We start from the raw sequence: 20309 nt of genomic DNA, 5'->3' as shown, positions 1-20309 counted from the left end.
AATACAGTAAATTTACGATATGCACGTTTATCCGATCAATCCAGCGGCGCATCATGCTTCCATCGCAACGCCACACAAGGAGCACCGCATGAAACTCGCCCTGATCGGCGCCACCGGCTACATCGGTTCCAAACTGCTCGCCGAGGCCCTGGCCCGCGGCCATGACATCACCGCCATCGTCCAGCATCCGGAAAAGCTGCCGGCACACGCCAAGCTCACCGGCATCGCCGCCGACGTGACCGACAGCAACGCACTCGCTGGCCAACTCGCCGGCCACGACGTGGTGATCAGCGCCTTCAGCGGCCACGCCCAGGCCGATGTCTACGACTACTACCTCGCTGGCTTCAAGGGCATCGTCACCGCGGTCAAGGCCGCCAAGGTACCGCGCTTTGTCATCGTCGGCGGTGCCGGCAGCCTGGAGATTGCCCCCGGCGTGCAACTGGTCGACACGCCGGAATTCCCGGATCAATGGAAAGGCACCGCACTGGGCGCCCGCGATGCGCTGAACCTGCTGCGCGCGGAAACCACGCTCGACTGGACCATGCTGAGCCCCGCCGCCCACATCGTGCCGGGTGAGCGCACCGGCCAGTTCCGGCTTGGTACCGACCAGTTGCTGACCGATGCCAACGGCGAAAGCACCGTTTCGCTGGAGGACTTCGCCATGGCCCTGCTCGACGAGGTGGAACAGCCCAAGCACCGCCGTAGCCGCTTCACTGTCGCCTACTGATTCCCTCACCACCTCTGAACAGCCCGCCCACGCGGGCTGTTGGCACTGGAAGCCCCATGAAACAGCATCGCTACCGCATCACCGTGGAACACGTCGCCGGCAAGGACCCTGGCGACGCGCTGGCACCGCCGCTGCGCTTTCACGCCACCAATCACGACGACCTCTCAGCCATCGTCACGCGGCTGCGCAGCCGCGAGCGCTGGTCCGACGACGATGCCGCGGCGATCGCCATTGGCCTCAAGCTGCTATCGGAACAAGTGCTGCTGCATCGCGACGATGCGCTGCTCGCCAGCTTGAAAGGCCCGCTCGGCGCGTTCATTGCCGAACTGAAGCAGCTACCCGATCCCGATTGAGCGGTCACTTCGGTTTATCCTGCAGGCGCGTCACCGCGCGAACCACCCGTTCGGTCGCCAGCTGCAGGCGCTCGATCAGCAGCGGCGGCGATTGCACGTCGAACTCCACTTCCAGCGCCAATAGCCAGTAGACGAGGTGATCGAGCGCATGGATGCCGCATTGCATCAGGCAATGCCCGTTTTCCAGCGGTTCGAGCAATGCGGCTGATGGGGGAATACGCCGCACCATCTCGGCGTGCGGCGCGTGCAGCACCACGCGAGCCCGCGCTTCAAAGGGCGCAACAGCCACCGAGCGCGTGACATACGCACGCAGATCACCTTCGGGCGCGGCACGCGGCGCGAAATGGCGGCCAAGCTCGGCGCCCCCCTGGATGCGGTCAACCCGGAAGGTACGCCAGTCGTCACGCGCCGGATCCCAGGCAACCAGATACCAGCGCCGGCCGGTATGTACCACGCCCTGCGGCTCGACGATGCGTACGCTGGTCTGGCCTCGGCCATCGGCGTAATCAAAGCGCAGCTGCAGTTGGTCGCGGCAGGCCGAGGCCAGCGTGGCCAGCAAGGCGGCCTCCACCCCGGCCTCCGTCTGCCCCATCGGTACGATGGCACTGCGCAATGCCTTCACCCGACTGCGCAGCCGTGGCGGCATCACCTGTTCCAGCTTGACCAAGGCCCGCAGTGACGGCTCCTCCACCCCATCGATGGGGCCGGAGGTTGCCAATTGCAGGGCCAGCGCCGTGGCCAGCGCTTCGTCGTCGTCCAGCAGCAGCGGCGGCAACGCCTGGCCCGCTCGGAAGGCATAGCCGCCGGCCACGCCGCTGCTGGCATGAATGGGATATCCGAGCTCGCGCAATTTGTCGATGTCTCGCCGCAAGGTGCGCGGGTGGACCTCGAGCCGCTCGGCGAGTTCGTTTCCGGCCCAATGGCGGCGGGTCTGCAGCAGGGACAGCAGCCGCAACAGGCGGTTCGTGGCAGTGAGCATGGCAATCAATATCAAGGACGGAATCTGTCCGCAATGCAGTGTACAGTGGTCTGCAGATCGCGGACACACCACCCGCCCCACCCTGCACCATCAATTCACTGGAGAACCGTCATGTCCATCGTCCTGTACTGGCACCCCATGTCCAGCGCAACCCCGATCGCCTGCGCCCTTGCCGAACTCGATGTGCCGCACGAACATATCAAGGTCGACATCAAGGCTGGCGAGCAGCGTCGCCCGGATTACCTTGCGCTCAATCCCAACGGCAAGGTGCCGACGCTAACGGTGGATGGCGCCCCAATGTTCGAGGCGCTGGCCATCCACCTGTGGCTGGGCGAGCGCTTCGGCGTGGACCGCGGCCTGTGGCCCAAGGCCGGCACGCCCGAGCACCTGCAGGCAATGTCGTGGAGCACCTGGTCCTATGTCACCTACGGCGCCGTGCTGGTGCGGCTACAGGTCGCCACGCAGGGCGAGGAAGCATTGCGCAGCGCCCGCCACGCCGAGGCGGCCAGCGCCGGACTAGACGCGCTGCTCGGCCTGCTCGATGCCCGACTGGCCACGCAACCGTGGATGCTCGGCAACGACTATTCGCTGGTCGACCTCATTGTCGGCTCCGTGATCGGCTACAGCGCCTACCTGGGCGCCCCCCTTGCCAATCACGGCCATGTCCGCGACTGGCTGGCCCGGGTACAGGCCCGCCCGGCGATGCAGGCGGACGCCTGATCACCCATTCCGTCCGGCCCTGCGGGTTCGCCGCTGGGCCGGGCGATCGCCGGCCTGCAATCTGCCGGTCCTATAGTGCCGGTTCCTTCTTCACCTACGAGCCTCCCCATGCAGGCCACCGGCGAGTTTGACGTGAAACTGCAGCCACAAACGATACATGCCAGCGGCAGCGATGGCATCGCCCTCGGCCGCATGAGCATAGCCAAGACCTTCCACGGCGAGCTGGATGGACTAAGCCAGGGTGAGATGCTGAGCGCGGTCACCACCGTGCCCGGCTCCGCCGGCTATGTGGCAATCGAACAGGTACACGGCCGCCTGCATGGGCGAAGTGGCAGCTTCGTGCTGCAGCACTTCGGTACCATGGACCACGGCACGCCACGCCTGGTACTCGAGGTGGTGCCCGACTCGGCCAGCGGTGAGCTACTTGGCCTGACCGGTGCGATGACCATCCGCATCGAGGGCGGCAAGCACTACTACACCTTCGACTACACACTCCCGGCACAACCTTGAGCCCGTCCCATTGGGGTATTGCCGTGGCCATTGCGGTGCTGGGCGGCATTGCGCTCGCCGCGCCACCGACACCGACACCGCGGCCGGGCACGGTGCAGGTTTTCAAGGCCCGGGGTGAACGCCAATGCCTCGGCGGCGGTAAAACGATCGCGCAGCTACGCAAACCATTGAAACGCGCCGGGCTGACCGTGCTTGGCACGGCGTGTGGTAGCAATGGCTTGGTTTTTCCCGCAACCTGCGGCGCAGATACCAGTAGGATCGTGGTATTCACCCTTCCGGAGCGGCAGATCGAGGCGGCGCTCAAGCTGGGGTATGCGCTGCTAAGTGATTGGCCGGATGCCTCGATATCCCCCTGCGACAAACCCTGACCCTCCACCATGGCGTGGCGCAGGCTAGTTCCAAATTTCTGAATAACTTACTCATAACTCTTCGATTTCTTTAGCGGGCACGCTGGTTTAGGATCTGAACAAGATCTGAATCACCCCCGGTGACATCAAAGCGCCGGGCCAACCAGGAGCCTGCCATGCGTACGCTGAATCTTCCCACCGTCACCCGCTCACGCGAGATCGAACGCATCGTGAACGGCATGCCGACCAGCGACGGCGCCGGTGTGAAGCTGACCCGCGTGCTGACGCACGACCTGCAGCGCCGGCTCGATCCGTTCCTGATGCTCGACGCATTCCGCTCGGACAACGCCGATGACTATATCGCCGGCTTTCCCGACCACCCGCACCGCGGCTTCGAGACCGTGACCTATATGCTGGCCGGCCGCATGCGGCACCGCGACAACGCGGGCAACGAGGGCTTGTTGCAGAACGGCGGCGTGCAATGGATGACTGCCGGGCGCGGCATCGTGCACAGCGAGCTGCCCGAGCAGGAGGACGGCCTGATGGAGGGCTTCCAGCTGTGGGTGAACCTGCCAGGCAAGAACAAGATGACGGCGCCCGGCTACCGCGACATCCCGGCTGCCGACATCCCCGAGTTCGCGCTCGCGGGCGGCGGTGCGCTCAAGCTGATCGCCGGCCAGCTCGGTGGTGAGGAAGGCGCGGTGACCCGGCCGGATACCGAGCCGCTGTACCTGGATCTGACGATCCCGGCCGGTGGCGAATATGCGGTCGCCATCCCGGCGGGGCATAACGCCTTCGTCTACGTCTATCGCGGTGCGCTCACGGCGGGGGATCTGGCCCGGCCGGTGCGCGACAAGCAGATGGGCGTGCTGAACAACGAGGGTGACGGCGTCACGCTGCGGGCGGCCGAGGACACGCGGCTGATCCTGATCGCCGGCAAGCCGCTGCGCGAGCCGATCGCGCAATGGGGGCCGTTCGTGATGAACAGCCGTGAGGAGATCGAGCAGGCGGTCGACGATTTCCGCAACGGCCGCTTCTGAGAACCGGTTCTCGCTCTGTCGCGAGAGGCTGTCAGCGAGGTGCGTCAGCAGCGCAGAAACCGGAATGTACACGGGTACATGAGGATTTCGAGCAGCGCACAAACCTTGATCACAGCCTCGCAGCAAGAGCGAGCACCGGTTCTGGTAGTGGGGCGGGCAACCGCCCCGTCCTCACCCTGGCAGACACCAAGCCCGAACGCTAAGGTGAAGCGCGGCGCCTGCCTTTTTCTTCTCACCCCGGAGTTTCCATGACCACCCTGCTCCGCCTCAATGGCCGCAACGAGATCGTCGGCGCCAATCTGCCGGTGACGCGCGCGCTGCCGCATCGCGACCGCCGCCATATCGGCCCCTTCGTGTTCTGGGATCACATGGGCCCGGCCGAGCTGCCGCCGGGTGCCGGCGTCGATGTGCCGCCGCATCCGCATATTGGCCTCGCCACCGTCACCTACCTGTTCGAGGGCGCCATCGAGCATCGCGACAGTCTGGGCACCGAGCTCACCATCACGCCGGGCGACATCAACCTGATGACGGCCGGCCATGGCATCGCCCACAGCGAGCGCAGCCCCGCCAGCGAACGCGATACCGCGCGCCGCATCCACGGCCTGCAGACCTGGCTGGCGCTGCCGGTGCCCGTCGAGGATGGCCAGGCCGATTTCCGCCACTACCCTGCGGCCAGCCTGCCGATACTCGAAGAAGGTGGCGCCTGGATCAATGTGCTGATCGGCAGCGCCTTTGGTGCGACCTCGCCGGTGGCCGTAGCCAGCCCCACGCTCTACGCCGTGGTGCGCCTCGCCGCCGGCAGCAGCCTGACGCTACCGGCCGACTATGCCGAGCGCGGCGTCTACATCGTCGAAGGCGAACTGGCGCTCGCAACCGAGCGCTTTGCCGCGCGCGAACTCGCCGCCCTGCCCGAGGGTGAGCCCATCATCGCCACCGCGCACGGCGACACGCTGTTCGCGCTGTTCGGGGGGGCGCCACTCGATGCGCCGCGTGCCATGTGGTGGAACTTCGTCTCCAGCCGGCGCGAGCTGATCGACGAAGCCGCACAGGACTGGGAAAACGGCGAGCGCTTCGGCCAAGTGCCGCACGAGACCGAACGACTGCCGCTCCCCAAGACGCGGCCGCCGCACTGATGCGACGGCTTGGGCAGGCCGGGTAGAATGCCGCGATTGCACACCCGGCCCGGCCCATGCACACCTTTCTCTGGCACGACTACGAAACCTTCGGCGTCAACCCGCGCCGTGATCGCCCCGCCCAGTTCGCTGGCATCCGCACCGATGCCGAGCTCAACGAGATCGGCGAGCCGATTGAACTGTATTGCCGCCCCACCCCGGACTGGCTGCCCGAGCCCGAAGCCTGCCTGCTCACCGGTATCACGCCGCAGCGCTGCCTGCAGCGTGGCGTGGCCGAACATGAATTTGCCGCCCGCATCGAGGCCGAGCTGGGGGCGCCTGGCACCATCGGCGTCGGCTACAACACCATCCGCTTCGACGACGAAGTCACCCGCCACCTGCTGTGGCGCAACCTGCGCGACCCGTACGCGCGCGAATGGCAGAACGACTGCAGCCGCTGGGATTTGCTCGACGTGGTGCGTACCGCCTGGGCGCTGCGCCCGGACGGCATCAACTGGCCACGCCACGAGGATGGCCGCCCCTCGTTCAAGCTGGAAGACCTCTCCCGCGCCAACCGAATCGGCCACGAGGCCGCGCACGATGCGGTGTCGGACGTACGTGCCACCATCGCATTGGCCCGGCTGATCCGCGCCCAACAGCCCAAGCTGTTCGATTTCTGCCTCTCGCTGCGCAAGAAGGACGCTGTGCAACGCGAGATCGGCGTGGAACCCAAGCCGCTGCTGCATATCTCCGGCATGTATGGCACCGAGCGTGGCTGCCTCGCCCTCGTCTGGCCACTGGCCTGGCATCCGCAGAACAAGAACGAGCTGATCGTCTGGGACCTGGCATTCGATCCCGCCGAGCTGTTCGAACTCGACGCGCCTACCATGCGCGCGCGGATGTTCACCCGCGCGGCCGAGTTGCCGGAAGGCATGACGCGCTTGCCGGTCAAGACCATCCATATCAACAAGTCGCCCATCGTCATCGGGAATCTCAAGACGCTCTCGCCCGAGCGCGCCGCGCACTGGGGCATCGATGTAGAGCAGGCCCTGGTCCATGCCACCGCGCTGCAGGCCGGCCCCGATCTCGCCGCCCGCTGGCAGGCCGTGTACCAGCGCGAACCGCAAGCACCGTACGACGTGGACGAGGATCTCTACGGCGGCTTCCTCGGCAACAACGACCGACGCACGCTGGCGCGGGCCAGTACGCTATCCGGCATCGAACTCGCCCGCGAGCGCTTCAGCTTCGACGACCAGCGCCTGCCGGAACTGTTGTTCCGCTACCGTGCGCGCAACTTCCCCGACACATTGTCCGACGCCGAGCAGCAACGCTGGAACCAGTTGCGCATGGAGCGCCTGTTCGAAGGCCGCGATGGCTATCTGACGCTGGAAGCCTACTGCGAGAAAATCGATGTGCTGGCCGAGCTCGCCGACGAGCGCGGCGAAAAGCTGCTGGCGCAGCTGTATGAATACGCGGACATGATTGCGCCGGAGTATGGGTAACAGCAACGGGGAAGAGGCTTGCCGACTAACCGAGTCCCTTTTTAAAGAAGGAACACTCTCGTGCTTTTGCCAATCTCTGCAGCGTGCATATTGAGAAACGGGGGCATTGACGCCTGCGCCGCATTGAATTCGGCGCTTACCGAGCTGCTAGCCGAGCTTCCTAGCGATATGCATGCCGATGTGAAACGCTCAATCGGTCGTGCCATGGCTGCCGTCTTGGACGAAACCGTGATTCGAGTTGTCGCGGCCTTTCCGGAGTTGGAACCGGATGAGGAAAAGTGGCACGCGGTCGCCAAGGCGCAGGCCAGAAAGAGAGCGATTTGATCGAGATGCATTGAGCGGAATGCCCCGGCTGCATGCTCGACGCCGCGCTTCTCACCCGCCCGACGCTATCTACTCTCTACGCAAACAGAGTCGTTGCCCGGTCAGCGCCTCATGTCCTTCAGCGTTTGAACAGCAGATTCAGGCCCGGCGATCTCACCGCGCAAACGCAATCACATGATCAATCTCGGCCTCGATGCCAATCATTTCGCCTATCGCGTGGTTGTGATGGCTAGGCACCAGCGAGAGCACCCGGGCGCCGGAGGCCAGTTCCAGCGTGTAGAGGAACTCGGCGCCGCGAAAGGCCTTGGCGACGACACGGGCCTGAATGGGGCTGGCGTCGACATGCTGGATGTCGTCGGGGCGGATCAGCACGTCCACGTCGCAGTTTGCGCCGCAGTGGATGGGCACGGTGCGGCAGATCTGGCCCAGCTCGATCTCTACGCATTGCGGCCCGGTCACCCGGCCCGGTAGGAACACGCCCTCGCCGATGAAATCGGCAACGAAGCGATCAGCCGGCTCGTGGTAGAGCTGATAGGGGCTGGCCCATTGCCGGATCTGGCCACCTGCCATCACGCCGACGGCATCGGCCACGGCGAAGGCCTCGTGCTGATCGTGCGTGACCAGGATGGCCGTGGTACCAGCGGCCTTGAGGATGGCGCGCACATCCTGCGCCAGCCGCTCGCGCAGCTCCACATCCAGGTTGGAGAACGGCTCGTCCAGCAACAGCAGGCGCGGCTTGGGCGCCAGCGCACGCGCCAGCGCCACGCGTTGTTGCTGGCCACCGGACAACTCATGCGGATAACGTTCGCCCTGCCCTTCCAGACCGACCAGTGCCAATAGCTCGTTCAGCCGTGCTTCGCGCTCGGCGCGCGGCCAGCGGGTGAGGCCGAAGCCGATGTTGCCGGCCACCGTCAGGTGCGGGAACAGCGCGTAATCCTGGAACACCATGCCGATCTGCCGCGCCTCCGGCGGCACGCTGGCCTCCTGGTCGGCCACCGTCTGCCCGCCCAGCACGATGCGGCCGGCGGCGACGGTTTCAAAGCCGGCAATGGCACGCAGTACCGTGGTCTTGCCGCAGCCGGAGGCGCCGAGCAGGCAACCGATCTCGCCTTCGGCCAGGTGGAAGGACAGCGCTTCGACCACGGTCTTGGCGCCATAGCGCAGGGTGATGTCCTGAACGTTCAGCATGGTTTCAATGGCGATCGCTGTGGCGGATCAGCAGGAACACCGGCAACAGGCCGGCGAGCACGATAAAGAGGCTGGGCAAGGCGGCACGATCCCACATGCCCTCGGAGGTCATCTCGAACACCCGTACGGCCAGCGTGTCCCAGCCGAAGGCGCGCGTCATCAGCGTAATCGGCATTTCTTTCATCACGTCGACGAACACCATCAGCATCGCGGTGAAGAGGCCGCCGCGCAGCAGCGGCAAATGCAGTCGGCGCAGCACCTGGCCGGAGGAGAGGCCCAGCGAGCGCGCCGCTTCCTCCTGATTGCGGGTGATACGCTGCATGGCGGTATCTACCGGCTGGAACGCCACGGCCATGAAGCGCGCCGCTAGTGCCAGCAGCATCACCGCCACCGTGCCCTTGAGCACCTGAAAGCCCTCGAAGCCCAGCGGCTGCAGCGCAGCGAGCAGCAGGTTGTCCAGCCACGCCACGGGGATGAACACGCCCACCGCCAGCACGGTACCGGGTACGGCATAGCCGAGTATCGCCAGACGCACCAGCCATTGCGTGGCCCGGCCCTGGTAGCGGCGGCGGGCATAGGCCAGCGCCAGCGCCAGCGCGGCGAGCAGCACGGCGGCCATGGCCGCCAGCGCCACCGACCGGCCGATGAAGGCGGGATACCGATCATCGAAATCGTCCACCCACACACCCTTTACCCACAACAAGAGCTGGATCAGCGGGATGATGAAGGCGACCGCCAGCACCAGCGCGCACCACAGCATTGCCCCCCAGCGCGCGGCGCCAGCCAGACGGATGCGTTCGGCGTGGCTGCTCTTCACGTGGTAGTGGCGGGCGCCACGCACCCGCTGCTCGACAACCGCCAGTACCAGCACGAACAGCACCAGCAAGGAGGCCAGTTGCGACGCGGCCGGCAGGTTGAAGAGTGCAAACCATGCCTTGTAGATGGCGGTGGTGAAGGTATCGAAATTGAAGATGGACACGGCGCCGAAGTCCGCCAGCGTTTCCATCAGCGCCAGCGTCACCCCGGCGATGATCCACGGCCGCGCCATCGGAATGGCAACGCGGAAAAACGCCGCCCGGCGCGAGACCCCCAGCATCTGCGCCGCCTCCAGCGCGCGCCTGCCTTGGGTGGCAAAGGCATTGCGCGCCAGCAGGTAGACATAGGGGTAGAACGCCAGCGACAGCACCAGCAGCACGCCGCCAGTACCACGGATATTGGGAAACCAGCTGCTATCGCCCCAGGTATCGCGCAGCCAGGTCTGCACCGGCCCGGTGAAATCCAACAGGCCGATCTGCACGAAGGCGAGCACATAAGCCGGCATCGCCAATGGCAGCATCAACGCCCAGTCGAAGAAGCGCCGGCCGGGAAACTCGCATACCGCAGTGAGCCAAGCCAGCGGCACGCCGAGCAGCAGCACGCCCATCGTCACGCCCACCAGCAGGATGGCAGTGTTCTTCAGCACGCTGGGCAGCACGTATTGCCCAAGGTGGGCCCAGATCTCCGGCTGCGGATCAAGGAAGGAGGCCAGCACCACCGCGAGCGGGATCAACGTCAACAGCGCGATGGGCAACGCATACAGCACGCCGCGCCACGCGCGCCGGCCATGGCGTTCGGCACGCAGCAACGGCGGCGCGGCAATCAGTGCGGCTTCGGACAGGGTGGATTCGGACATGCGGTGCCGGGCGGGAAAGAATGCGGGCGACCGCAGCCGCCCAAGCCGGATTATGCGTGCTCGAACAATAGCTTACAAGAGTGATTCTCAATTGCCTCTGGGAACGGCCCAACAAAAAGCCCGGCCTGGGCCGGGCTTTTTGTACCACCTTCGCGCCTATTTGTAGCCAACGCGATCCATCAGCTGCGTCGCCTTGGCCTGCAGCTCGCCAGCCTTGGACACATTGATCGGATTGGGCTTGAAGCTGCCCCAGTCGGCAACGAGGCCATCCGGCTTCACCTTGGGGTTGACCGGGTATTCGAAATCCTTGGTCGCGTAGAGGTTCTGCGCCTTATCGGACGACAGCCACTCGATCAGCCGGACCGCAGCCTTGGGATTCTTGGCGTACTTGGTCACGCCGGCGCCCGACACGTTCACATGCACGCCCTCGGCGTTCTGGTTGGCCCAGAAGATCTTGACGTTGAAGTCCGGCTTCTTGTCGACGATGCGGCCGAAGTAGTAGCTGTTGGCGATACCCACGGCGCATTGGCCAGCGGCGATGGCTTCCAGCATCTTGGTGTCATCGGCGAACACGTCGGTCGCAAGGTTGGCGACCCAGCCCTTCACCACCTGTTCGGTCTTGGCCTCGCCATGCTGGGCGATCATCATCGCCACCAGCGACTGGTTGTAGACCTTCTTCGAGGTACGCAGGCACAGCTTGCCCTTCCACTTCGGATTGGCAAGATCCTCATAGCTGGAAAGATCGGATGGCTTCACCGTCTTGGGGTTGTAGAAGATGGTGCGCACGCGCTGCGACAGGCCGAACCACTGGCCCTTGGGATCGCGCAGGTGCACCGGCACGTTGGCATCGAGCACGCCCGACTTGGTCGATTGGAACAGCCCCTGCTCGGCAGCCTGCCACAGGTTGCCGGCATCAACCGTCATCAGGATGTCGGCCGGCGAATTCTTGCCCTCGGCCTTCAGGCGTTCCATCAGCGGGCCTTCCTTGTCGGTCAGCAGCTTCACATCGATACCGGTTTCCTTGGTAAAGGCGTCGAACAGCGGCTTGATCAGCTGCTCGTTGCGGGCGGAATACACGGTGACGGATTCAGCCTGGGCAAAACCGGCCAGCATGGCCGCGGCAAGCGGCAGAACGAGGAAACGCTTCAAGATCAGCTCCTGGAAAGGCGGGGAAACGGATGCTGCGGTTTATACCGCAATCAGCAATCGCTCTCAATTGCGATTAGTGCAGCCTCGGATCGACCCCGCTGCAACAAGTTCCCAGCGTCAGGCGGAGCCGCCAATGCGGGATCACCCGGTTGGTGCCGGGCCGGCACGGCAGTACAATCGCCCGCCCGCTCGTCCTAGGAAGTCCCATGCTCTGGTTTCGCAACCTGCAACTCTATCGCCTCGCCGCCGATCACGCGCTGAGCGCCGATTCGATCAACGACTGCCTCGCCAAGCGGCCGTGGCTGCCGTGCGGCGCCATGGACCTGCAATCACAGGGCTGGATTCCGCCTGCGCCGCACGCTGTCGAGGTGTTCGGCTATGCGCAGCAAGGTGCGGTGCTGGTCGCGCTGAAGACCGAAGAGAAGATCCTGCCCGCCATCGTGGTGAAGCAGGAAGCCGAATACCGCATTGCGCAGATTGAGGCGGAGGAAAACCGCAAGGTCGGGCGCAAGGAAGCCAAGGACCTGCGCGACCAGATCACCCACGAGCTGCTGCCCAAGGCCTTTACCCGCTCGCGCGTGCAGCGCGCGCTGGTCGACCTGGAGTCCGGCCTGGTGCTGGTCGATGCCGGTGCTGCTGCCAAGGCGGAGCAACTGCTCTCCGCATTGCGCGAAGCACTGGGCAGCCTGCCCACTCGTCTGATCGATACCCAGACCACGCCGCAAACGGCGATGACGCTATGGCTGGAAACGGCGGATGCCGGTGAGTTCGATCTGGGCCAGGATGCCGAGCTGCGGGTGCCTGGCGACGATGGCGCCATTGCCCGTGTGTCACGCCAGCCGCTCGACAGCGACGAGATCAAGCGCCACCTCGATGCCGGCAAGCTGGTCAGCCGCGTGGCGCTGTCCTGGCAGGATCGCATCGCCTTCCAGCTCACCGAGAAGCTGGAGCTCAAGCGCGTGGCCATGCTCGATACGCTGGCCGATGCGGTGAAGGACCTGGATGCTGCCGACCAGGCAGCGCTATTCGACAGTGGGCTCGTGCTGATGATCGGCGAGCTGCGCGGCCTGATGCCGACGCTGATCGAGGCGTTGGGCGGCGAAGCCGGCGCCTGATCCGGGCAGGATGCGCGCGGGCTACTTCAGCAGGCGCGCATCGAAATCGAACGGCGCTTCGATGCGCGCGTTCACGCCATGGGCGGCCAGTTGTGTCGGATTCAGCATCAGGTTGGCCTCAAGCGGCACGATGACCGACGGCACATAGAGTCCAACCTGCCCGGCCTCGCGCAGCCAGCGCGTACCGACCTCGCGACTGGCATCGCTGGGCGGGACCGCATCCCAGTCTGGCGGCGGCGTCACCGTGGTGTAGAGCGCCGCATCGTCCGGCAGATCAATCACCACAAGTTGATAGTCGCGCGGCATCAGGCCGGGCTCGGGCAGATGGGCCAGCACCTCCAGCGCACACAACGCCCGGCTGGTCGCGGCATAGACGGCGGGCACATCGCGATGATTCCAGCGGCCGCCTTCCAGCGCGGCGCCATAGCCGGACAGATCGGTGGCGTAGGCGGCGCGGGCGATACGCCAAGCCCTCAAAACACGCCCCCATACTGGATGGTCACCAGCACCCGGCGCACTTCCTGCGCGCCGATCTCGGTATCGAGCAGCGAAAACGGCGTCGCCCCGTTGAAGGCGCGCGACGGCTGCGTCAGCCAACGCTTGGCTTGCGCCGCATCGCCAAAAGCCTGGATCGCGCGATCGGTGATCTCGGCGATGCGCGCCACGCGCTCGCTCTCGGCCACGCCCAGCGTCTTGTTTTCCTTGGCCAGCCGCGCTGCGGTCGAGGCCGGCAGGTGCAATACGCCGTAGACCGCCTGCTTCGGGATGTCGAACTCATCCGAGATGCCCTGCACCACCTCGGCCGGCATGCCTTCCCGGATCAGCGCAATGCGCCGGGCGGGCGAAGCCTGGGCCAGCTCGCTCGACAGCAGGCGGAACGTGCTGGCTTCATCGGGCTCGCCACGCCGGGCGAGGCGGATCGCGTTCTGGGCCACGATGGCCTCCTTGTCTCATTTGGTTATTCATCATACATCAAACGAGACAAAAGCCGCGCCTATCGGTTCGGGTTTACAGCCCCCAGCCACGGGCCATGAACGACGCAAGAATGGGCAGCAGGATGATCAGATGGCATTCGATCATCAGGCAGCGCCGCACCTTGCCCAAGTCGCTCGCTTCCGGCACGAAACCGGGATCGGCCAATGCAGCCCGGCGCCATGCCTGGAAACGCCGGGTCGGATAAACCGACATCAACCCAATGATCACGAACAACGTGATCTTGGCGTGGAACACCGGATTGGGCAGGTAAAAGCCCGCCCCCTTGGCCCCGAAGTACAAGCGCGCAAGGCCCGTGGCCAGCACCACCATGGCGCTAAGGAAATAGGCGATGTCGTAACGTGCCAGCCGCGCCGCTGCGGCCGGCATCCACTCGCGCTTGACCAGCACGGTCTCGATCGCAAGGAAGGTGATCAGCACGAAAATGGCCAGAAAGTGACAGGCGGCAAGCACGGCGTCGAGCATGGCAACTCCAGGGAGTGTGGATATTGCCCCGCAGCTTGGCGCAGCCACATGGCAATCGCAAGGCCCGAGGCGTGCTGAACGCAGCACGCCTCCCTTGATTGCCCAAACTGGCCTTTCCCCCTCAGCACGCCCGGCAAGCGATATCGACCGTTTATCCGTTTGCCATTTTTCTTATTCCATTTTCATTGGAATTTTTCTTACGTAAGAATACTTGGCTTAAAACCTTCAATCGTCTTTCATTTTTGTTGCGGCGCAGCATCAGCCTTCAAAAACCATTACTGCATATGCTTACCCAAATAGTTTTCAATAATATTTGTATGTTTCCTCTGTTGTAACACCAGTCCCATCTTGCTTTCAAAAGCATCAGCAGATGATGAATTGATGATTTGCCTCTTCCCCTCCCCGCTCGTCAATATCCAACCCGCTGCAATGCATCCGTTTGCAAGCACCGTTGCGACTCCCCCAATCGCTGCTCCCATTGCACTGGCCGCTGGCCATCCAACCAGGCAGGGCGAAAAAATGATCGAAACTCACCGTGAATTCCCCGGAAAAGTCCTCATCATCGGCTTCGGATCGATAGGGCAAGGCGTACTTCCGTTATTGCTCAGGCATTTCCAACTCAAACCTTCGCAGCTCCATATCGTGGCTGCCGATCATGAAGGCAGCGAAGTCGCTGCCCAATACGGAATACGTCTTTCCGTGATTGAATTGACCGAAGTCAATTACCGCCAGGTATTGACCCCCATGATGGACCAAGGGGATTTCCTGGTGAACGTTTCCAATGACGTCGCCAGTTTCTCCTTGATTGAGCTTTGCCAACGATTGGGGGCAATGTATATCGACACCTGCATTGAGCCTTGGGCAGGCGGCTACACCGATACGCGTGTCTCGCCGCAGGCACGCAGTAATTACGCATTGCGCGAACAGGTGCTGACGCTGCGCAAGGATTTTCGCAATGGCCCCACCAGCGTATTGACCCATGGCGCCAATCCCGGACTGGTCTCGCACTTTGTCAAACAGGCGCTGATGGATCTGGCCGACGCCGGTCACCAGAAAATCTACCCGCCCAGTGACCGGGCAGGCTGGGCACAACTGGCGCGGCATCTCGGCATCCGCGTGATCCAGGTGGCGGAACGGGATTTCCAGCAGACGCACTCGCGCAAGCAACCCGATGAATTCATCAATACCTGGTCAGTGGAAGGCTTTGTCGGCGAGGGCTGCCAGCCGGCCGAACTCGGCTGGGGCAGCCATGAGCAGCATTTCCCGCACGATGGCCAGCGCCATCCACATGGCTGCCGCTCGGCCATCTACCTCAACCAGCCGGGCGCCGCGACCCGCGTGCGCAGCTGGACACCCCAGGCCGGCGCCTACCATGGGTTCTTGATCACCCACAGCGAAGCAATCTCGATCGCCGATTACCTCACCGTCGGCAACGGCGAGGCGCCGGAATACCGCCCGACCGTGTACTACGCCTATCACCCGTGCGACGACGCAGTGCTGTCGCTGCACGAGTTGGCCGGCCGCAACTGGCAGCTGCAATCACGGGTCAAGCTGGTCAAGGAAGAGATCGAACATGGCCATGACGAACTGGGCGTGCTGCTGCTCGGGCACGCCTGGGGCGGCTATTGGTATGGCTCACGCCTCGATATCGCGGAAGCACGCCGGCTGGCGCCGCACAACGGCGCCACCAGCCTGCAGGTGACCTCCGCCGTGGTCGCCGCCATGGACTGGGCGATTCGTCACCCGAACCAGGGCATCGTCGAGCCGGAAGACCTGCCGCACGACGAGATCATCGCCTTCTGCCGGCCTTACCTTGGCGAACTGGTCGGTGCCTACACCAGCTGGAATCCGCTGCAGGGGCGAGGCTGGATCTTCCCCGAAGAGGTCGATCACACCGACCCGTGGCAATTCAAGAACTTCAGAGTTTGATCAGGGAGCCCGCACATCATGGATCAGCATGGCAACATGGCCCGGCTGGACGAGGTCCTGTCCTACTGGGCCGAGCAGCAGCCCCGGCGCAAGGCCTATACCGAGCTGGATGGCGAAGGGGCCGAAGTCGACAGCATCAGCTACGGCCAGCTCGCCAGCCGGGCCCAGGCCGTGGCCGCAGTACTGCGCACGATGGCTACACCGGGGCGACACGTGATCCTGGCGTATCCCGCCGGGGTCGACTTCATGGTGGCCTTCTTTGGCTGCATGTATGCCGGGCTCGTCGCCGCACCGGTGCCGCTGCCCAAGCGCAATCGCCCCAACGCGCGGCTGGCGCAGATGGTGGCCGCCTCCGATGCCGCACTGGTGCTGAGCAGCGTCGGCACGCTGGCGTGGATGAGCGAGGTGCTCACCCGGGAGGCAGACTGGCCAAGTGAGGTCGCCTTTCTCGCCACCGATACGGTGGATGGCCGATCGACCCACTGGTCTGCGCCCGCTCGCAGCGATGCCGAGGCGCACGCCTTCACCCAGTTCACATCGGGCTCGACCTCGCTGCCCAAGGGCGTGATGATCAGCCACGACGCCTGCCTCTACAACCTGCAGATGGCCCGCTCGGTCAGCGGTGCACGCCCGGATTCGGTGTTCGTCAGCTGGCTGCCGCACTACCACGACCTTGGTCTCGTCGCCCACCTGCTGCACAGCTTCTACTGCGGCAGCCACTGCGTGGTGCTGGCCCCCGCCACCTTCGTCGCGCAGCCGGTGCAATGGCTGCGAGCGATCAGCCGTTACCGCGGGCAATACACCGGTGCGCCCAATTTCGCCTACCAGCTCTGCCTTGATCGCATCGGCGAAGCGGAGCGGCAGCGGCTCGATCTTTCCAGCCTGAAGATGGCAATCAATGCCGCCGAGCCCATCCATGCCCAGACGGTGCGTGACTTCTGCGCCGGCTTCGCGGTCAGCGGCTTCGAGCCGCGGATGTTCCTGCCGGCCTACGGCATGGCCGAGGCCACGGTGTTCGTCGCCTCCGGCACCCTCGCCGACGAGCCGATATACCGGCGGATCGACGCGATGACGCTCTACACCGATGGCGTGGCACGCCCGGCCAGGGACGGCCACGAAGTGCGCGAGCTGGTGGGCTGCGGCCACAGCAAATTGCTGCAGCAGCTCAGCATCGTCGATCCGCAGACACGCAAAGCGCTGCCCGCCAACCGGATCGGCGAGATCTGGGTCCGCGGCCCCAATGTGATGACCGGCTACTACAAGCGCCCGGAAGCCAACGCCGAAGCATTCGGCACGCTGGACGGCGATATCTGCCACCAGCTGCGTACCGGTGACCTGGGCTTCGTCGACGAGGCCGGCGAGCTCTTCATCACCGGGCGGATCAAGGACCTCATCATCATCAACGGCGCCAACTTCTATCCACAGGATATCGAGCAGTGCATCGAGGCTAGCCACCCAGCCTTGCGCCGCGATGGCAGCGCCGCGTTCGGCGTCAGCGACGGTACCTCGGAGCGGCTGGTGCTGTTCGCCGAGGTGGACAAGGACACCGCGCAGCGCGCAGCGAACGAGCCAGCGGTGCTCGAGGCCGTCGCCGAGCAGGTCTGCGCCGCGGTCAGCCAGCACTTCGAGCTTGCCGTCGATCACATCGTGTTCCTCAAGCCCACGCAATTGCCCAAGACCTCCAGCGGCAAGGTGCGGCGCCAGGAATGCAAGCAACGTTTCTTGCAGCAACACCCCGAGCGACTCGCGCAATGGCCGAGCGCCAGCCCCACCGCCCCAGAGGAAAGGAATCAGCCGATGTACAACATTGAAAAGGCATTGCAACGCATCACCGACATGGGCCCGGAACACCTGCGCGTGTTCAGCCTGCTCACCCAGATCCTCACTGCGCGCTACAAGGTGCGCATGGCGGATTTCGATATCGACAAGTCGATCTTCTTCTATGGCATCGATTCGCTGAGCATCATCGACATCCACGCCGAGATGGAAAAGAAGCTGGAGCGCAGCATTCCGACCGTGGCGTTCTTCCACGCCAATACCGTGGTCGAGATGATCGACGACATCGTGGTCGGCATGACCGACCGCAGCCAGTTCGACCGCCGCATCGCCGAAGGCAGCACGCTGCGCGAGGAAGTCGATCAATCGGTGGCCTACCTCGCCGAGAAACTCGACAAGGTCAAGCACAGCTCCGACGGCAGCGTCGGGCGCCGCACGCTGCTGACGGGCGCATCGGGCTTCGTCGGCGTGGCCCTGCTGAAGGAAATCCTTGCGCGCACCGATGCCGACGTGGTGTGCATGGTGCGCGCCGCCGACGAGGCCGCCGCGCTTAAGCGCATCCGCAATACCTCGGCCAAGTACGCGCTGACGCTGCCCGATGGCTGGGAGGCGCGCGTCTCGGTGATGATCGGCGACATGTCCAAGCCGCGCTTCGGCCTCACCGAAGCCGAATACCAGCGCTACACCGCCGAGATCGACAGCGTATACCACTGCGCCGCGATCGATAACTTCTATCTGCCCTACAGCGTGATGCGCAAGACCAATGTGCTGGGCGCGATCGAGGTGCTGGACTTCGCGCTGCACACCCGGCTCAAACCCATCTTCTATATCTCCAGCTGCGCCGTTTCGATGCTGGAAAGGCAGGAAGAGAACACCGAGGTCGTCGGCCTGGTCAACGGCTACGCGCAGAGCAAATTCGTCGTCGAGCAGATCATGCTGGAGCTGGCCGAGCGCGGTTACCCGGTGGTGAACTATCGCCTCGGCTACCTCTATAACCTGCGGGTGCAGAACGTGCCCGACAATGCCTCGTTCGACCAACTGCTGAAGCAGGTGGAAGCAGCCTACGGCGAGCTCGACGAGGAGCTGATCATCGACGCCGACGCCTTCGAGAACTTCCTCTCGGTGATCCCGCAGATCGGTGCCTTCCCCGACATGGATGCCGATTTCGACCTCACCCCGGTCGAGTATGCCGCCAAGGCCATCGTCACCACCACCACGCTGCCGGCCGACGAGCGCAAGACCAGCTACACCTTCTACAACCCTGAGCCGCTCAAGTGGCGCGATGTGGCGACGTACTTCAAGAAGACGCACCCGCGCATCGAGCTGGTCTCGCTGACTGAATTCCTCGATCGCTACGAGGACTACATCCGCCAGACCAACCGCGTCAGCGTGAAGCTGCTGAAATCGGTGGTATCGCCCAAGCTCGACAAGCAGCTCAATGCGATGTTCCGCCACATCGAGAACGACCACTCGACGCAGTTCAAGGCCTGGTGCCCGCCGTGCGATGCCCGCTTCACCCACTACTACGTGGATTTCGCGGTCAACGGCTAATCCCGCCACGGCAGGCGGCAGTGCCGCCTGCCGCCTTCACCGGACACTCCCCCTTGCTGCAGCCGCGCCATGCGGCTGTGCTTTTATCTTGTCTGGAGTCTGCATGCATTGGGTCTACCTGATTCTCGCCATCGTGTTCGAAGTGGCTGGCACCACCAGCATGAAATTGTCGGAAGGCTTCACCCGGCTCTGGCCCAGCATCCTGATCTTCGTCTGCTATAGCCTGTGTGCCGGCTTCATCACGCTCGCGCTCAAGCAGCTGGAGATCGCAGTGGCCTATGCCATCTGGGCCGGCGTCGGCACCGCGCTGATCGCGCTGATCGGCATGATGTATTTCAAGGAGCCGGCGACCACGGGCAAGATCGTGTCGCTGCTGCTGATCGTTGCCGGCATCGCCGGACTCAACCTGAGCGGGGTCAGCCGATGAAGACCATTCTGATACTGTTGCTGGTGCCGCTGATCGCTCCGGCCATGGCAGCAGACGCGCCTGCCGGCCTGTGGCGCTTCGTCGATGACGACTCGGTGATCGAGTTCAAGCGTTGCGACGGCGATGCGCTCTGCGCAGTGCTGCGCAAGCTGCCCAATGCCAAGACACTCGCCACACTCTCGGCCACGCAGCAACGTGAAGCGCCCTCCTGGTGCGGCAAGCCGTTGTTGGGTGATCTCAAGCCCGATGGTGTCGGCGTCTGGCGTGGCGGCTGGGTCTACGATCCCGAATCGGCCAAGCGCTACAGCGCCACGCTGAAGCAGACCCAGGACAAGCTGAAACTGCTGGCTTTCGTCGGCACGGAATGGCTGGCGGAGAGCATGGTGCTCGAACCCTGGCAGGGTGCGGCGCCAAGCTGCCCCTGACCGAC

At 64.3% G+C, this 20309-nt stretch carries 21 protein-coding genes; 14 read left to right on the top strand and 7 right to left on the bottom strand.

Translation table 11 applies throughout. The annotated features are described in order from the left end of the window. The first annotated feature begins 88 nt into the window (after positions 1–88). Both FLM21_RS07480 and FLM21_RS07475 read left to right on the top strand, forming a co-directional pair. Positions 89–727 carry an NAD(P)-dependent oxidoreductase gene (locus FLM21_RS07480; RefSeq protein WP_148714972.1) on the top strand — a complete coding sequence of 213 codons (639 nt, stop codon included), beginning with the start codon at positions 89–91 and terminating at the stop codon, positions 725–727. A gap of 56 nt (positions 728–783) precedes the next feature. Next, positions 784–1080 carry a DUF3861 domain-containing protein gene (locus FLM21_RS07475; RefSeq protein ID WP_148714971.1) on the top strand — a complete coding sequence of 99 codons (297 nt, stop codon included), beginning with the start codon at positions 784–786 and terminating at the stop codon, positions 1078–1080. 4 nt (positions 1081–1084) lie between these two features. Here FLM21_RS07475 and FLM21_RS07470 read toward each other — a convergent pair whose 3' ends face one another. Further along, positions 1085–2059, bottom strand: coding sequence for a helix-turn-helix transcriptional regulator (locus tag FLM21_RS07470; RefSeq protein ID WP_148714970.1), 975 nt, complete (start codon positions 2057–2059; stop codon positions 1085–1087). A gap of 111 nt (positions 2060–2170) precedes the next feature. Between FLM21_RS07470 and FLM21_RS07465 the strand changes: the two genes are divergently transcribed. From FLM21_RS07465 to FLM21_RS07435, 7 genes are all read left to right on the top strand, one after another. Next, complete coding sequence (locus FLM21_RS07465) at positions 2171–2779, top strand: glutathione S-transferase family protein (protein ID WP_148714969.1); 609 nt, start codon at positions 2171–2173, stop codon at positions 2777–2779. A gap of 108 nt (positions 2780–2887) precedes the next feature. Next, on the top strand, positions 2888–3289 hold the full coding sequence (locus FLM21_RS07460) for a DUF3224 domain-containing protein (protein ID WP_148714968.1): 402 nt from the start codon (positions 2888–2890) through the stop codon (positions 3287–3289). 23 nt (positions 3290–3312) lie between these two features. After that, entirely contained in the window at positions 3313–3657 is a 345-nt protein-coding gene (locus tag FLM21_RS07455) for a hypothetical protein (RefSeq protein ID WP_148714967.1), read from the top strand. 155 nt (positions 3658–3812) lie between these two features. After that, positions 3813–4676 carry a pirin family protein gene (locus FLM21_RS07450; RefSeq protein WP_148714966.1) on the top strand — a complete coding sequence of 288 codons (864 nt, stop codon included), beginning with the start codon at positions 3813–3815 and terminating at the stop codon, positions 4674–4676. A 248-nt stretch (positions 4677–4924) separates the two neighbouring features. Further along, positions 4925–5809, top strand: coding sequence for a pirin family protein (locus FLM21_RS07445; RefSeq protein ID WP_148714965.1), 885 nt, complete (start codon positions 4925–4927; stop codon positions 5807–5809). Between the two features lie 56 nt (positions 5810–5865). After that, positions 5866–7290: an exodeoxyribonuclease I gene (gene sbcB, locus FLM21_RS07440; RefSeq protein WP_148714964.1), complete on the top strand. Its 1425-nt coding sequence runs from the start codon at positions 5866–5868 to the stop codon at positions 7288–7290. 60 nt (positions 7291–7350) lie between these two features. Further along, a complete protein-coding gene (locus tag FLM21_RS07435) occupies positions 7351–7614 on the top strand; it encodes a hypothetical protein (protein WP_148714963.1) in 264 nt (87 codons plus the stop codon). A 153-nt stretch (positions 7615–7767) separates the two neighbouring features. On the opposite strand, the gene FLM21_RS07430 is transcribed toward FLM21_RS07435, so the two are convergent. The 3 genes from FLM21_RS07430 to FLM21_RS07420 all read right to left on the bottom strand — a co-directional run bounded on the left by FLM21_RS07430 (position 7768) and on the right by FLM21_RS07420 (position 11587). Beyond that, positions 7768–8802, bottom strand: a complete 1035-nt coding sequence (locus tag FLM21_RS07430; RefSeq protein WP_148714962.1) for an ABC transporter ATP-binding protein — start codon at positions 8800–8802, stop codon at positions 7768–7770. Between the two features lie 4 nt (positions 8803–8806). Then, on the bottom strand, positions 8807–10474 hold the full coding sequence (locus FLM21_RS07425) for an ABC transporter permease (protein ID WP_148714961.1): 1668 nt from the start codon (positions 10472–10474) through the stop codon (positions 8807–8809). Between the two features lie 156 nt (positions 10475–10630). Further along, positions 10631–11587: a Fe(3+) ABC transporter substrate-binding protein gene (locus FLM21_RS07420; RefSeq protein ID WP_148717478.1), complete on the bottom strand. Its 957-nt coding sequence runs from the start codon at positions 11585–11587 to the stop codon at positions 10631–10633. Between the two features lie 242 nt (positions 11588–11829). Between FLM21_RS07420 and FLM21_RS07415 the strand changes: the two genes are divergently transcribed. Next, positions 11830–12738 (top strand): recombination-associated protein RdgC, encoded by a 909-nt coding sequence (locus tag FLM21_RS07415; RefSeq protein ID WP_148714960.1) that lies wholly within the window; start codon positions 11830–11832, stop codon positions 12736–12738. A 21-nt stretch (positions 12739–12759) separates the two neighbouring features. On the opposite strand, the gene FLM21_RS07410 is transcribed toward FLM21_RS07415, so the two are convergent. From FLM21_RS07410 to FLM21_RS07400, 3 genes are all read right to left on the bottom strand, one after another. After that, positions 12760–13215, bottom strand: a complete 456-nt coding sequence (locus FLM21_RS07410; RefSeq protein ID WP_187360128.1) for an RES family NAD+ phosphorylase — start codon at positions 13213–13215, stop codon at positions 12760–12762. After that, positions 13212–13673: an Xre family toxin-antitoxin system antitoxin gene (locus FLM21_RS07405; RefSeq protein ID WP_187360127.1), complete on the bottom strand. Its 462-nt coding sequence runs from the start codon at positions 13671–13673 to the stop codon at positions 13212–13214. The genes FLM21_RS07410 and FLM21_RS07405 overlap by 4 nt, the downstream gene beginning before the upstream one ends. Before the next feature lie 73 nt (positions 13674–13746). Continuing rightward, positions 13747–14196 (bottom strand): DUF2214 family protein, encoded by a 450-nt coding sequence (locus FLM21_RS07400; protein WP_148714957.1) that lies wholly within the window; start codon positions 14194–14196, stop codon positions 13747–13749. Positions 14197–14577: 381 nt separating this feature from the next. Here FLM21_RS07400 and FLM21_RS07395 point away from each other — a divergent pair, with 381 nt between their 5' ends. The 4 genes from FLM21_RS07395 (at position 14578) to FLM21_RS07380 (ending at position 20304) form a co-directional block, all read left to right on the top strand. Then, positions 14578–16125, top strand: a complete 1548-nt coding sequence (locus FLM21_RS07395; protein ID WP_308418779.1) for a homospermidine synthase — start codon at positions 14578–14580, stop codon at positions 16123–16125. An 18-nt stretch (positions 16126–16143) separates the two neighbouring features. After that, positions 16144–19452 (top strand): AMP-binding protein, encoded by a 3309-nt coding sequence (locus FLM21_RS07390; protein ID WP_148714955.1) that lies wholly within the window; start codon positions 16144–16146, stop codon positions 19450–19452. Between the two features lie 103 nt (positions 19453–19555). Then, on the top strand, positions 19556–19879 hold the full coding sequence (locus FLM21_RS07385) for a DMT family transporter (RefSeq protein ID WP_148714954.1): 324 nt from the start codon (positions 19556–19558) through the stop codon (positions 19877–19879). After that, positions 19876–20304 carry a DUF2147 domain-containing protein gene (locus FLM21_RS07380; RefSeq protein WP_148714953.1) on the top strand — a complete coding sequence of 143 codons (429 nt, stop codon included), beginning with the start codon at positions 19876–19878 and terminating at the stop codon, positions 20302–20304. Before FLM21_RS07385 ends, FLM21_RS07380 begins: the two co-directional genes overlap by 4 nt. Positions 20305–20309 lie beyond the last annotated feature (5 nt).

The sequence above is a fragment of the Chitinolyticbacter meiyuanensis genome, from assembly GCF_008033135.1.
In the GTDB taxonomy this organism is placed as follows: domain Bacteria; phylum Pseudomonadota; class Gammaproteobacteria; order Burkholderiales; family Chitinibacteraceae; genus Chitinolyticbacter; species Chitinolyticbacter meiyuanensis.
This window is presented reverse-complemented; position numbering and strand designations above follow the sequence as displayed.

What these genes read in the sequence shown, in the direction of transcription:
- FLM21_RS07415 (WP_148714960.1), top strand. Translation starts at nt 11,830, where the DNA reads ATGCTCTGGTTTCGCAACCTGCAACTCTATCGCCTCGCCGCCGATCAC.
- FLM21_RS07470 (WP_148714970.1), bottom strand. Translation starts at nt 2,059, where the DNA reads ATGCTCACTGCCACGAACCGCCTGTTGCGGCTGCTGTCCCTGCTGCAG.
- FLM21_RS07430 (WP_148714962.1), bottom strand. Translation starts at nt 8,802, where the DNA reads ATGCTGAACGTTCAGGACATCACCCTGCGCTATGGCGCCAAGACCGTG.
- sbcB (WP_148714964.1), top strand. Translation starts at nt 5,866, where the DNA reads ATGCACACCTTTCTCTGGCACGACTACGAAACCTTCGGCGTCAACCCG.
- FLM21_RS07480 (WP_148714972.1), top strand. Translation starts at nt 89, where the DNA reads ATGAAACTCGCCCTGATCGGCGCCACCGGCTACATCGGTTCCAAACTG.
- FLM21_RS07460 (WP_148714968.1), top strand. Translation starts at nt 2,888, where the DNA reads ATGCAGGCCACCGGCGAGTTTGACGTGAAACTGCAGCCACAAACGATA.
- FLM21_RS07450 (WP_148714966.1), top strand. Translation starts at nt 3,813, where the DNA reads ATGCGTACGCTGAATCTTCCCACCGTCACCCGCTCACGCGAGATCGAA.
- FLM21_RS07395 (WP_308418779.1), top strand. Translation starts at nt 14,578, where the DNA reads ATGATTTGCCTCTTCCCCTCCCCGCTCGTCAATATCCAACCCGCTGCA.
- FLM21_RS07425 (WP_148714961.1), bottom strand. Translation starts at nt 10,474, where the DNA reads ATGTCCGAATCCACCCTGTCCGAAGCCGCACTGATTGCCGCGCCGCCG.
- FLM21_RS07400 (WP_148714957.1), bottom strand. Translation starts at nt 14,196, where the DNA reads ATGCTCGACGCCGTGCTTGCCGCCTGTCACTTTCTGGCCATTTTCGTG.
- FLM21_RS07420 (WP_148717478.1), bottom strand. Translation starts at nt 11,587, where the DNA reads ATGCTGGCCGGTTTTGCCCAGGCTGAATCCGTCACCGTGTATTCCGCC.
- FLM21_RS07465 (WP_148714969.1), top strand. Translation starts at nt 2,171, where the DNA reads ATGTCCATCGTCCTGTACTGGCACCCCATGTCCAGCGCAACCCCGATC.
- FLM21_RS07390 (WP_148714955.1), top strand. Translation starts at nt 16,144, where the DNA reads ATGGATCAGCATGGCAACATGGCCCGGCTGGACGAGGTCCTGTCCTAC.
- FLM21_RS07380 (WP_148714953.1), top strand. Translation starts at nt 19,876, where the DNA reads ATGAAGACCATTCTGATACTGTTGCTGGTGCCGCTGATCGCTCCGGCC.
- FLM21_RS07385 (WP_148714954.1), top strand. Translation starts at nt 19,556, where the DNA reads ATGCATTGGGTCTACCTGATTCTCGCCATCGTGTTCGAAGTGGCTGGC.
- FLM21_RS07475 (WP_148714971.1), top strand. Translation starts at nt 784, where the DNA reads ATGAAACAGCATCGCTACCGCATCACCGTGGAACACGTCGCCGGCAAG.
- FLM21_RS07445 (WP_148714965.1), top strand. Translation starts at nt 4,925, where the DNA reads ATGACCACCCTGCTCCGCCTCAATGGCCGCAACGAGATCGTCGGCGCC.